Source organism: Steroidobacter sp., from assembly GCF_016790065.1.
In the GTDB taxonomy this organism is placed as follows: Bacteria; Pseudomonadota; Gammaproteobacteria; order Steroidobacterales; family Steroidobacteraceae; genus Steroidobacter.
Genome location: NZ_JAEUPY010000325.1, coordinates 24,157 through 36,731, shown reverse-complemented (window position 1 = coordinate 36,731; position 12,575 = coordinate 24,157). Strand labels below are relative to the sequence as shown.

Below are 12,575 nucleotides of genomic sequence, written 5' to 3'. Positions count from 1 at the left end.
ACGCTCGGGGTCGGCATTTACATCGTGTTCGTCGCGCACGGTCACGCACATCCTGGCGTCGTCGCGGCGTTCTTCATCGGCGCGTTGATCTTCGGCGTGTTGATGACGATGCCCATCGGCGGTGCTGACATGCCGGTGGTGATCTCGCTGTACAACGCCTTCACCGGTCTCGCGGTGGGCTTCGAAGGTTATGTGTTGCAGAACCCGGCGCTGATGATTGCCGGCATGGTGGTCGGCTCGGCCGGTACCTTGCTGACATTGTTGATGGCCAAGGCCATGAACCGCAGCGTCTCGAATGTGATCTTCAGTAACTTCGGTGCCGCCGGTGGCGAAGAGCAAGGGGAGATCAAAGGCTCGCAGAAGCCAGCCGAAGCGGGCGACGCTGCGGTCAACATGCGCTATGCGTCGAAGGTCATCATCGCGCCGGGCTACGGGCTCGCGGTGGCACAGGCTCAGCACAAACTGTATGAGTTCGTGAAACTGTTGACCGATGCCGGCGTCGAAGTGAAGTTCGCCATTCATCCGGTGGCGGGCCGCATGCCGGGTCACATGAACGTGCTGCTCGCCGAGGCCGGCGTGCCGTACGACATGATCTACGACTTGGAAGATATCAACGGCGAGTTCAAGGAAGCCGACGTCGCCATCGTGATCGGCGCCAACGACACGGTGAATCCGGCGGCGCGCACCAACAAATCCAGCCCCATCTACGGCATGCCCATTCTGAATGTGGATCAGGCCAAGCAGGTTTATGTCATCAAGCGCGGCCAGGGTAAGGGCTATTCGGGCGTGGAGAACGAACTGTTCTTCGCCGACAACACCAACCTGGTGTATGGCGATGCGCAGAAGGTGATGGTGGCCATGATTCAGGCGGTGAAATCGCTGGAAGGCAGCGGCCACTAGGCCGCCGGCCTTCTGCGGGGCCTTCTTAAACTGATCGTTAATTGCCGCCCCGGGCCCGGGGCGGTACGCTGGCCCCCGTGGCTAGAGTGCTCATCATCGAAGACGACCGCGTGACCGCGGATGAAATCTGCGCCGAGTTGCAGCGGTACGGCCTGGATACCGAATGGGTGGGCGACGGCAATAGCGGCTTGGAGCGCGCGCGAGGGGGGTTTTATGACGCCATCACGCTGGATCGCATGCTGCCGGGCATGGATGGCCTGACGCTGGTCACGCGCCTGCGAGAGTCGGGGGTGCAAACCCCGGTGCTCATGATCAGTGCGCTGTCCGATGCCGATGAACGCGTTCGCGGCCTGCGTGCCGGCGGCGACGACTATCTCACCAAGCCGTTCAATCCCGATGAGATGGCCGCTCGCATCGAAGTCCTGTTGCGTCGTCATGCCGGTATCGCGCGACCCATGGCGCTGCGAGTGGGCGATCTCGAGCTCGATCTCATCGACCGGACCGCGCGCCGCGGCGGCAACTTGCTGGATCTGTTGCCCACCGAATTCAAGCTGCTCGAGTTTCTGATGCGTCATAGCGGTCGGGTGCTGACGCGCACCATGATTTTCGAAGCGGTGTGGGGTTATCACTTCGACCCGGGCACCAACGTCATCGAAGTGCATATCGGTCGGCTGCGTCGCAAGCTCGATCCACCGGAACGCGATGCGCTGATCCATACCGTGCGCGGAGTAGGGTACGTGCTTGAAGCTCGCTGAGCTGTCGCGCGTCAGCACGGTTCGACTGCTGCCGGTTTACGGCGTTCTGTTCGTAGTTTGGAGCGTGCTGCTGATCGGCTGGGTGCAGTACGACACCATGCGCTACCTGTCCGGTGTCGTCGACGAGATCCTGCGTCAACGCATTCATTATCTCACTCACATCGACCGGGCGCGCTTGCCCGACGCCATGGCGCAGACCGATGCGCTCGATATGCAAGGCGTGATGTTGTATGGCTTGTTCGACGCCGAGGGCCACAAGATCACCGGCAACATCGAGCAAGTACCGAACGGCGTGTCGCTGGATGGCGTGGTGCATTTCCTGCCGGGCGGCGTGCGTAAGGAAGGTGTCAAAGAGCCGGTGCGTGCGCGGGGACTCGCGACCAAAGTCAGCTCCGGTGAAGTATTGATCCTGGCGCGTGCCACCAGCGTGATCGATCAAGTGAACACCATCATTTATCGCTCGCTGATTTGGGGGCTGACGCTCACCATCATTCCGGGATTGATCGGCGGCTTGTGGTTGGCGCGTGGGCCATTACAACGGCTGCGTCTGCTGGAGTCCGCCGCGCAACCCATCATGCGTGGCGATTTGCATGAGCGCCTGCCCGTCTCCGGTCGTCGTGACGAGTTGGACATGCTGGCCGGCATCGTCAATTCGATGTTGGAAGAGATCGAACGGCTGATGAGCGAGGTCAAAGGCGTCTGCGACAGCATCGCGCACGACCTGCGCACACCGCTGACTCGATTGCGTTCGCAACTGCATCGCATGCACCGCGACGCCGGCAATGCCGCGTATGCCCCGATGATGGAGCAGGCCATCCTCGATGTGGATTCGTTGTTGGACCGCTTTCGCGCGCTGTTGCGAATCTCCGAGTTGGAGGACATGCATCGGCGCGCCGGCTTCACCGACGTGAATCTGTTGAATACGTTCGACCATGTGCGTGAGATTTACACACCGCTGGCCGAGGACAAGCACATCACGTTCTCGTTCGAGATCGCGCCCGGCGTGCCTCAGGTGCGCGGCGATCCGCATCTACTGCTGGAAGCCGTTTCCAACATCGTCGACAACGCCATTAAATTCACGCCTGCCGGCGGCAGCATTCATTTGCGCTTGGTGCACGATGTCGGCAACGGCGCGCGCATCGACGTAATCGATAGCGGTCCGGGCATTCGCAGCTCGGAGCGTGAGGCGGTATTGCAGCGGTTCTACCGGAGTGCCTGCAGTAGCAAGGACGTGTCGGGTTCCGGCTTGGGGTTGTCCATTGTGGCGGCCATCGTCAAATTGCATGGCTATCAACTACAGATTGTCGACAATCCCGCGGGTGGTGCATGGTTTACGGTGTTATGTGGCCCGGTGCGCCAGGCCAGTGCGTAGTGGCCAGTCGGTGAGGAATACTTAAAAAAGCTTTCATGTGCTGGGGTCTGTGCTCGGGGATGCGCGGACCCATAATGATCCTTCAAAGATCCTGTCATTCCCCGCATGCTCGGTATCGTCAAAATTGCTCTACGCCGCCCGTACACATTCGTGGTGCTGGCGTTGCTCATCCTGATCTTCGGCGTGCTCGCCATCCTGCGCACGCCCACGGATATCTTCCCGAACATTCGGATCCCGGTGATCAGCGTGGTGTGGCAGTACGCCGGCCTGCCGCCGGATGGCATGTCCGGACGTATCACTACCAACTTTCAGCGCACGCTGACCACCACGGTCAACGACATCGAACATATCGAAGCGCACTCGTACACCGGCTTCGGTGTCATCAAGATCTTTTTCCAGCCCACTGCCGACATCAACACGGCCAACGCACAGGTGACGGCGGTGGCACAGACGCTGCTGAAACAAATGCCGCCTGGCGTGAATCCGCCGATGATTCTGAATTACAGCGCGTCGACCGTGTCGATCCTGCAGCTGGCGTTGTCGGGCGAAGGCATGAGCGAGCAGCAGCTCAGCGATTTGGGCATCAATCATATTCGTACTCAGCTGGTGACCGTGCCGGGCGCCGCTGTGCCTTACCCGTTCGGAGGTAAGAGTCGGCAAATCCAAATCGATCTCGATCCCACGGCTTTGCAGGCGCGCGGTCTGTCGGGTACCGATGTAGCCAATGCACTGGCCGCGCAGAATCTGATCACGCCGGTGGGCACGCAAAAGATCGGCGGCTTCGAGTACGTCATCAATTTGAACAACAGCCCATCGGTCATCGAAGACCTGGGTCGATTGCCGATTCGCGTGGTCGACGGTGCGATGGTTTATTTGCGCGACGTGGCACACGTGCGCGACGGCAATGCTCCGCAGACCAATATCGTGCATGTCGCTGGCTCGCGCTCAGTGTTGCTCACGGTGCTGAAGAGCGGCTCGGCATCGACGCTGGCAGTGATTGAAGGCGTGAAAAGGCGCGCCGAGCAGATCAAGGCGCAGCTGCCGGATCAGCTGCAGATCAAGCCCATCGGCGATCAATCCATTTTCGTTCGTAGCGCCATCACCGGCGTGGTGGTCGAAGGCGCGATCGCGGCGCTGCTGACCAGCCTGATGATTCTGTTGTTCCTCGGTAGTTGGCGTTCGACTGTCATCATCGCTACGTCGATTCCGCTAGCAGTCTTGGGCTCGATTTTCCTGCTGGCCTTGACCGGGCAAACCTTGAACATCATGACGCTGGGCGGCCTGGCGTTGGCGGTGGGCATCCTGGTCGACGACGCCACCGTGACCATCGAGAACATCAATTGGCATCTGGAACACGGCAAGGATGTGCAAACTGCCATCCTCGACGGCGCAGCGCAGATCGTCACGCCGGCGTTCGTCTCGTTGCTATGTATTTGTATCGTGTTCGTGCCGATGTTCTTTCTCGAAGGCGTGGCGCGCTTTCTGTTCGTGCCCATGGCGTTGGCGGTGATTTACGCGATGGTGTGTTCGTTCATTCTGTCGCGCACCTTGGTGCCGACCATGGCGATGTACCTGCTACGGCCGCATTCGCACGCAGAGCTCAGCGCGCCGTCGACCAATCCTCTGGTGAATTTCCAGCGCGGGTTCTCAGAACGGTTCGAGCGTTTCCGCGGCGGTTATAAAGAGCTGCTGGTGACCGCGATGGCGCATCGGCGCGGCTTCGTGACCGGCTTCATGGCATTCGTGCTGGCGTCGTTCCTGCTCGTGCCGTTCCTGGGCCGGAATTTTTTCCCGTCGGTGGACTCGGGCCAGATCATGATTCATTTCCGTGCGCAGCCTGGCACGCGCGTGGAAGAGACGGCCAATCTGTCCGCACGGATTCAAGACACGATCCGACAGGTCATTCCAGACGATGAGCTGATGCTGCTAGTAGACAACGTCGGCATGCCGTTCTCCAGCATCAACATGACTTACAACAACACCGGCACCATCGGCGTGCAGGATGGCGACATCCAGATCACGCTGGAAAAAGAGCACGGACCGACGGCCCACTATGTTCGCAAGCTGCGTGAGGAGCTGCCGAAACGGTTTCCCGGCACCAGCTTTGCGTTCACGCCGGCCGACATCGTCAGTCAGATTTTGAACTTCGGCTCGCCGGCGCCCATCGATCTCCAAGTCCGTGGCAACAATCAGGCGGCGAACTTTGCCTATGCCGAGCAGTTGCTGGGTGAGATCAAACGGATTCCAGGCATCGCCGACGTGCGCATTCAACAGGTGCGCAGCCTGCCGGCCTTCGATGTCGACGTGGATCGTACGCGCGCTCAATACGCCGGCCTCACCGAGCGTGATGTCACTAACAGCATGGTGGTCAATCTGGCGGGATCGGTGCAGGTCGCGCCCACGTTCTGGCTGAATCCCGAGACCAATATCCAGTACCCCATCGTCATGCAGACGCCGCAGTACCGGATGGATGAACTCAGCTCGCTCGCCACCCTGCCTGTCACCGGCACCAGTGGCGGAACGTCGCAGCTGTTGGGCGGCCTTGCCGATATCACTCGGACTACCGCGAGCGGCGTGGTCTCTCAATACAATATTCAGCCGATGATTCAGATCTTCGCGACTACTCAGGGCAGCGATCTCGGCTCGGTGACTTCGGGCATTCGCGAGGTGGTCGCTGCTCATGCCAAGGAGTTGCCCAAGGGTTCCTCGGTGGAATTGGTCGGCCAGGAACGCACCATGAACAGCTCATTCTCGGGGCTGATCTGGGGCCTGGTCGGCGCCATCGTGCTGATCTATTTGCTGGTGGTGGTGAACTTCCAGTCCTGGAGCGATCCGTTCGTCATCATCAGTGCGTTGCCGGCGGCGCTGGCGGGCATCGTCTGGATGTTGTTCACCACGTTTACGACGCTGTCGGTGCCGGCGCTCACTGGCGCCATCATGTGTATGGGTGTTGCCACGGCCAACAGCGTGTTGGTGGTGAGCTTCGCGCGCGAGCGTTTGGAAGAGTTGGCTGATCCTGTCGCTGCGGCTATCGATGCTGGCTTCGTTCGCTTCCGGCCCGTGTTGATGACGGCACTCGCCATGATCATCGGCATGGCGCCGATGGCGCTGGGTCTCGGCGAAGGCGGCGAACAGAACGCGCCGCTGGGTCGCGCTGTGGTCGGCGGCCTGATTTTCGCCACGATCGCCACGCTCATTTTCGTTCCTATCGTGTTCAGCATCGTGCATCGTCACTACGCCCGCAAGCCGACGCCGCAGGCCACGCCGTCGATTGCAGGAGAACCTCATGTCGCCCACTGATTCGCATCGCGGATTGCGCCGTCTCGGCGTGGTCATCGCCGTCATTGCCATTGTCATCGTCGTATCTGGGATCGGATTGCGTGCCCATGATCGCCGCGAGCTGCGCGAGTGGACCGAAGAGCAAGCCATTCCAACGGTCGCCGTCATCTCTCCGACGAATGAAGATGCCGCGGCTCGGTTGGAATTGCCGGGTCGTTTGGAAGCGCTGTCTCGTGCGCCATTGCATGCTCGGGTTGCTGGTTACTTGAAGACGTGGAAGGTCGATATCGGCACGCCGGTGAAGGCAGGGCAGTTGTTGGCTGAGATCGAAGCGCCGGATATCGAGCAGCAGTTGTTACAAGCTGAAGCGGATCTCGCCAGCGCCGAAGCCAATGCCGCGCTCGCTGCCAGCACCGCCAAGCGCTGGCAGTCCATGCTGGGTCGTGACTCGGTGTCTCGGCAGGAAGTGGACGAGAAGGCCGGCGATCTGGCTGCCAAGGAAGCGTTGGTGAAGGCTGGACGTGCCAACGTGGAACGTTTGCGGACGATGCAAGGCTTCACGCGCATCGTGGCGCCGTTCGACGGTGTCGTTACGGCGCGTAACACCGATATTGGCGAGCTGATTGCTGCTGGCGGTAGTGCGGGTCGTGAGTTGTTTGTGGTTTCCGATACGCGACGATTGCGGGTGTATGTGAATGTGCCGCAGGTGTATGCGAGTCAGTTGAACACCCATGCGACGGCGTCGATTGCTGTGCCGGATCAGCCGGGCAAGAAATATTCAGCGACCGTGGAAGCCTCGGCGCGATCGGTCAATGTGGCGACTGGGACCACGCTCATCCAACTCAGTGTGGACAACCGGACGGGCGAGTTGATGCCTGGCGGTTATGCGAGTGTGAGCTTCGAATTGGCCGGCGGTGCGCAGGCGTTGCGAGTGCCGGCGAGTGCGCTGATCTTCGATCAGTCAGGCCTGCGTGTCGCGACGGTTGGTGCGAACAATGAAGTCGTGATGAAGCCCATCACGATTGCTCGAGACCATGGCGCGTTCATTGAAGTGGCTACAGGACTCGAAGTGACTGATCGGGTGATCGCCACGCCGCCAGACGGCTTGATCGCCGGCAGCACGGTTCGTGTGCTCCAGTCGCAGGTGAAGGAGGCGGACGCCTCACAAGGTCACAATGCGTCGGGTTGAGCTGACGATAGTCGCAGCGTTGGCTCTGACAGGCTGCTCGTTCGCACCGAAGCTCGAGCTACCTGAAGTCCCCGTCGCCGACGCCTACAAAGAACCCGCGCCTTGGTCGCCGGCAGCACCTGCCGATCAACTCCCGCGCGACTCTTGGTGGCAGCCGTATGGCGACCAAGAACTAAATACCCTGCAAGCTCGCTTGATCGAGAACAGTCCCGATCTGCAAGCCGCGCTGGCTCGGTATCAGCAAGCGAAAGCATTCGCAGATCAACTTCGCTCCGGTTTGTTTCCATCGTTCGCACTACGTGCCGATGGCGTGCGCGCTCGACAGTCGGAAACGAGCCCGCCAGCGGGCGAAGCATCGCCTCGCTATTACAACTCGTATGGAACGGGCGTCGAAGCGACGTATGAAGTCGATCTGTGGGGCCGTGTTCGCAATGACGTCAACGCCGGCAAGCTCGAAGCCAGTGCCGCGGCAGCCGATTTGGAATCCGCGCGACTCAGCTTACAAGCCCAACTTGCCGACTATTACATCGCGCTCTACGGCTTGGATCGCGAAGCCGCGCTGCTCGGCGATACCGTCGCTGCCTACGAGCGAGCGCTGTCGCTGACCAAAGAACGACATGAAGCGGGCATCGTGTCCGGGCTCGACGTGGCTCGTGCGCAAACTCAGTTGGAGACCGCACGGTCGCAGAACTCGCAGAGCCAGGCGCAGCGAGCCACGCTCGAACACGCCATAGCAGTGCTTGTGGGCGAATCGCCGTCGCAGTTCTCCCTAACGCCACGTTCAGTTCCGTTGCAACTGCCTGAGATTCCGCGCGATGTGCCTGCAAACCTATTGCAACGCCGGCCGGACATCGCCGCGGCTCAGCGCCGGACGGCGGCGGCGAATGCCAGTGTAGGCGTGGCGCGGGCCGCTTACTTCCCGGCTATTACGCTCAGTGGCGTGTATGGCTTCGAAAGCAACCGCTCGAGCGATTGGCTGACGGCGCCAAACGCGGCGTGGTCGGTGGGGCCTTCCATCCTGCTGGAACTGTTCGATGCAGGCCGGCGTCGCGCGCGGGTGGACCAGGCCCGGGCCGTGCTCGATGAAGCCGGCGCCTCGTATCGAGGTGTGGTGCTGGGGGCGTTTCAGCAAGTCGAAGACAGCCTGGCCTTGCTGCATCACTATGGAAACGCTGCAGAATCTGAGCGCTCGGCGGTCACCTCGGCGCAGCGGTCGCTGGAGTTCGCGATGAACAGGTATCGCGAAGGCGCGGTCAGTTACCTGGAAGTGGTGCAGTCGCAGACTACGGCCCTGAACGCGCAGCGCGAAGCTTTGGACCTGGAAACACGACAACTACGAGCCAGCGTCGCGCTGATTCGAGCTTTGGGCGGTGGCTGGCAAGGCTAAATTGAGGGCATTTGGGCATTCGGCCCGCAGCTCCTGCGCGTCCCTGCGCCCGCTGCATTCGGGCATCCTGCCCATCACGTTGAATCTTTACACAACAGTCGCGTATCTTAGGACAGCGGGTGCGACGCAGCCGCTGAAGCTTTGCGGGCCGGCCAATGTCTGGCGGGCCACCTTGTCGTGTTCGAGTCGTGCAACCACAGCTGTACAACTTGACCCAAGAAATCCTGCGGACGGATGTCTCAGGAATGCCCCTGGAGTGGATTGACTACCGGGACGCGGTACGGCTTTACCACACGGAACAGGTGGCATACACCTGTGGCACGCAGTTGTATCGCTTGCTCGGCGGCACCAACGCACGCTCCGGATTGCAGACCGTGGTCGAGGTCAATTCGATCATCGCCACCATCGGTCATACTCACAATCCCGGTAACCTGCGGCACGACTACACGCCGCCGCTGAACAACCAGACGCTGTTCAAACGCGATGCGCACTTGTGCATGTACTGCGGGCAGCGTTTCCCCACGAGCATGCTGTCGCGGGATCACATCCGGCCGCTCAGTCAGGGCGGCTTGGATTTATGGACCAATGTGGTGACGGCTTGCCGTCGTTGTAACAATCAGAAGGCATCGCTGACGCCTGAACAAGCCGGCCTGCAATTGATCGCCGTGCCGTTCAAGCCCACTTACGCCGAGTACATTTATTTGAAAGGCCGCCGCGTCTTGGCGGACCAGATGGAATATTTGCTAGCCCACTTCCCACGCTCCAGCCCGTTGCACGCCCGCCTGAAACTGCAGTGTTGAATTCCGCTTTCGCTGTCCAACAGCCGGCCCAGCAGCCGCTATACCTGATCGATGCTTCGGTCTTTGTGTTTCGCTCCTGGCACGCCGTGCCGCTCGCGGTCGTCGATCCCGACGGTAACGCGGTCAATGCGCTGCATGGCTTCAGCCGCTTCCTCGGCGATTTGATCGAGCAGGTGCGGCCCCAGCACATCGCGGTGGCATTCGACTCCGGTCGCATCAACTCGTTTCGGAATCGTTTGTATCCGCCGTACAAGGCCAATCGCGATCCGGCGCCCGAAGAGTTGAAGCGGCAGTTCGTGCAATGCCAGCGCGTGTGCGAAGGCCTCGGCATCAGTTCGTTCGTCAGTTGCGAATACGAAGCCGACGACATCATCGGCACGCTGGCAACGCGTGCTCGTGCCGACGGTCGCAAAGTGGTGCTGGTGACCCGTGACAAGGATCTATCGCAACTGGTCCGCCCGGGCGACGAGTACTGGGATTATCTGAGCGAGAAGCGCTTCGGTTACGACCGCATCGCCGATCGGTTCGGTGTGAAGCCCGAGCAGATGGCCTGTTTCCTGGCGTTGATGGGCGATGCCGTGGACAACATTCCCGGCGTGCCGGGGGTGGGCCGCAAGACCGCCGCGACGTTGTTTCATCACTTCGAGTCATTGACGCATTTGTATAGCGACCTGGATCGAGTGTTGAAGATCAAGCTTCGTAATGCCGGCTTCGTCTGCGGCCAGCTGCGCGATCATCGCGAGGCTGCGTTCCTGGCGCGCCAGCTCACTGAGATAGCCTGCGATATGCCGCTCGATGTGGAGATGTCCCAGTTGCGCCGGCGCCCGCCGGATCTGGGCGCACTCAACAAGTTCTACGACGTGGTCGGCTTCGGCCGCCTGCTCCGGAATCAGGCCGAGCGCATCACCGCCCTGAGCTAGCGCTTTTCGGTGGCCGCGGGCGACTGAGTTTCGCGGCAAAAACCCACTACTGAGTCCCTTCATGGCGCGGCCCTGGCTGCACCCTGCGTGCCCTTGCATGAGGAGCAGCAGCGATGAAAGTCACCGTTTTGGGAATACTCGTTCTAGTAGGAGTGGCGTCGGGCGCCGACGCGCAACCGGCCATCTACCGCTGCGCGGGTGCCAGCGGCACCGTCTACTCGGATCGTCCCTGCGGTGCTGACGCCGACCAGCACCAGACCGACACCAGTCGCGTGACGGTTTACACCCCTGCACCGACACCCGAGCGCACTTTGCCGGCCGCAACCGCCAACAAGGCGGCGAGCAAGCGTCCCAAGTCGGGGCGGGGTGCCGGCACCGATCCGGCCAAGCATGGCCTCAAATGCGCCAAGCTGGATCAGGCCTTACGTGAGGTGCGGACCAAGATGCGCACCGGTTATGGCGCCAAGGAAGGCGAGCGCTTGAAGGCACGTCAACAGCGGCTCGGCGAGCAGCGGCGTACCGAAAAGTGCAGGTAAGGTGTGATGTAGATATTCCTGTGCCGCTCGGCGTGAGCGCATAATGTTGCCGAACGACGTCAGTAGCGGCGTCAGGACCCAAGATCAGCAACAACTACTCGGCAAGTCACTGGGCATCGGCACAGTCAGGGGGTCGTCATGGTTAGCTTAGGTACTCATATGGGATTAAGACGCATCGCTGCCGGCCTGCTCACGGCCGCTTGGTTGTTGGCCGCGCCGGCGCAGGCACAAGACAAAGCCGTCGACGACTTGGTGATTCAGGCGCAGAAGGCCCTGCAGAAGGGGCAGCCGCGTGATGCTGAGGGCCTGCTTCGTAAGGCCATCGAAGCGGCACCGACTCGCGCCGAGCTGTACATGCTTCGTTCGCGCGCCCGCGACTCGTCGGGCAAGTTCGATGCCGCGCTGGAAGACGCCAACAAGTACATCGAGCTGGAGCCCACCGACGCCTTCGGTTATCTGAACCGCTCCCGCATTTATATCTCGTTGGACAAGCCCGAGTCGGCGCTGGCCGATGCCAGCAAAGCCATCGAGCTGGAGCCCAACGAGCCGGACGGCTACTACCGCCGTTCCGACATCTACAAGGAAATGGGTAAGAACGCCGAAGCCAAGGCCGATGAAGCCAAGGCCGACAAACTGGACAAGAGCTGATTCGATTGCGATCCGGGCGGGCCGCGCTGCGGCCCGCGGCGGGAGTTGGACTTGAAACTGACCAGAGTGAATGACGATGCAGCGACCACGCTGCACGAAGTGGGTTGCGTATTGTTGCAACCGGATGAGTTGGCACAAGAGTGCGGCTTACAACTCGCCGATCTAACCGCGCTGGCGCCCACCTGGAATCAATTGCCTCGGGATGCCTACTTGCGCGATGGCGGCCGCTATCGCTCGCGGCTGCATAGTTGTTTCATTCACGATCGCTCCGGGCTGCAACAGGTCCCTCATCGCGCGCACTGGCAACCTACCGAATACAACGCGCTTCACGGCGGCATGGAACGCTGGTTCGATCCCATGACTGCGGCAGTTGTGCAGGCGCCGGTGTGGACTCGGTTGCTGAGCGGCCTGGCGGAATTGGTCTCCCGAGCGCGCCCCACGTCGCGCTGGTATATCGAGGCTCATCAGTTTCGTATCGACACCGCGGAAGGCATCGGCCGGCCGACGCCCGAAGGCGCACATCGCGACGGCGTCGACTACGTTGCGGTCATTCTGGTGAACCGGTTCAACGTGCGCGGCGGTGAGACGCGCGTGTTCGAGGCGGAAGGCACGTCAGGTGTGCGCTTCACCATGACTGCGCCCTGGACGACGTTGTTACTCGATGACGCCAAGGTGATTCACGAGAGCACGCCGATCCAGAACGACGGCCCCGACGGGGTCCGCGACACGCTGGTCATTACCTTCCGCGAGCAGGGCTTCCAAGCGCCCGGGGCTTGAGCCGTCGGCGCA

The 12,575-nt window shown here is 61.2% G+C and carries 11 protein-coding genes; all 11 read left to right on the top strand.

Annotated features, from left to right (window positions below; translation table 11 throughout):
* A partial coding sequence (locus tag JNL55_RS13600; protein ID WP_293853815.1) for an NAD(P)(+) transhydrogenase (Re/Si-specific) subunit beta occupies window positions 1–900 on the top strand: 900 nt, incomplete at its 5' end.
* A 77-nt stretch (window positions 901–977) separates the two neighbouring features.
* Window positions 978–1,655 (top strand): response regulator transcription factor, encoded by a 678-nt coding sequence (locus JNL55_RS13595; RefSeq protein ID WP_293853812.1) that lies wholly within the window; start codon window positions 978–980, stop codon window positions 1,653–1,655.
* Window positions 1,642–3,027, top strand: coding sequence for a sensor histidine kinase (locus JNL55_RS13590; protein ID WP_293853810.1), 1,386 nt, complete (start codon window positions 1,642–1,644; stop codon window positions 3,025–3,027). Before JNL55_RS13595 ends, JNL55_RS13590 begins: the two co-directional genes overlap by 14 nt.
* A gap of 105 nt (window positions 3,028–3,132) precedes the next feature.
* Window positions 3,133–6,327 carry an efflux RND transporter permease subunit gene (locus JNL55_RS13585; protein ID WP_293853808.1) on the top strand — a complete coding sequence of 1,065 codons (3,195 nt, stop codon included), beginning with the start codon at window positions 3,133–3,135 and terminating at the stop codon, window positions 6,325–6,327.
* On the top strand, window positions 6,314–7,495 hold the full coding sequence (locus JNL55_RS13580) for an efflux RND transporter periplasmic adaptor subunit (protein ID WP_293853806.1): 1,182 nt from the start codon (window positions 6,314–6,316) through the stop codon (window positions 7,493–7,495). The genes JNL55_RS13585 and JNL55_RS13580 overlap by 14 nt, the downstream gene beginning before the upstream one ends.
* A complete protein-coding gene (locus JNL55_RS13575; RefSeq protein ID WP_293853803.1) occupies window positions 7,482–8,882 on the top strand; it encodes an efflux transporter outer membrane subunit in 1,401 nt (466 codons plus the stop codon). Before JNL55_RS13580 ends, JNL55_RS13575 begins: the two co-directional genes overlap by 14 nt.
* Window positions 8,883–9,127: 245 nt before the next feature.
* The gene (locus tag JNL55_RS13570) at window positions 9,128–9,682 is read left to right on the top strand and encodes an HNH endonuclease (protein ID WP_415923073.1); all 555 of its coding nucleotides are present in this window, start codon (window positions 9,128–9,130) and stop codon (window positions 9,680–9,682) included.
* Window positions 9,676–10,602, top strand: a complete 927-nt coding sequence (locus tag JNL55_RS13565) for a 5'-3' exonuclease (protein WP_293853798.1) — start codon at window positions 9,676–9,678, stop codon at window positions 10,600–10,602. Before JNL55_RS13570 ends, JNL55_RS13565 begins: the two co-directional genes overlap by 7 nt.
* A 113-nt stretch (window positions 10,603–10,715) precedes the next feature.
* Complete coding sequence (locus tag JNL55_RS13560) at window positions 10,716–11,138, top strand: DUF4124 domain-containing protein (protein WP_293853795.1); 423 nt, start codon at window positions 10,716–10,718, stop codon at window positions 11,136–11,138.
* A 138-nt stretch (window positions 11,139–11,276) separates the two neighbouring features.
* On the top strand, window positions 11,277–11,786 hold the full coding sequence (locus JNL55_RS13555) for a tetratricopeptide repeat protein (protein ID WP_293853793.1): 510 nt from the start codon (window positions 11,277–11,279) through the stop codon (window positions 11,784–11,786).
* 51 nt (window positions 11,787–11,837) lie between these two features.
* On the top strand, window positions 11,838–12,563 hold the full coding sequence (locus JNL55_RS13550) for a 2OG-Fe dioxygenase family protein (protein ID WP_293853791.1): 726 nt from the start codon (window positions 11,838–11,840) through the stop codon (window positions 12,561–12,563).
* Window positions 12,564–12,575: the final 12 nt, after the last annotated feature.

Excerpts from the sequence above, each read along its gene's own strand:
- JNL55_RS13555 (WP_293853793.1), top strand. The coding sequence starts at position 11,277 with ATGGTTAGCTTAGGTACTCATATGGGATTAAGACGCATCGCTGCCGGC.
- JNL55_RS13585 (WP_293853808.1), top strand. The coding sequence starts at position 3,133 with ATGCTCGGTATCGTCAAAATTGCTCTACGCCGCCCGTACACATTCGTG.
- JNL55_RS13575 (WP_293853803.1), top strand. The coding sequence starts at position 7,482 with ATGCGTCGGGTTGAGCTGACGATAGTCGCAGCGTTGGCTCTGACAGGC.
- JNL55_RS13560 (WP_293853795.1), top strand. The coding sequence starts at position 10,716 with ATGAAAGTCACCGTTTTGGGAATACTCGTTCTAGTAGGAGTGGCGTCG.
- JNL55_RS13580 (WP_293853806.1), top strand. The coding sequence starts at position 6,314 with ATGTCGCCCACTGATTCGCATCGCGGATTGCGCCGTCTCGGCGTGGTC.
- JNL55_RS13570 (WP_415923073.1), top strand. The coding sequence starts at position 9,128 with ATGCCCCTGGAGTGGATTGACTACCGGGACGCGGTACGGCTTTACCAC.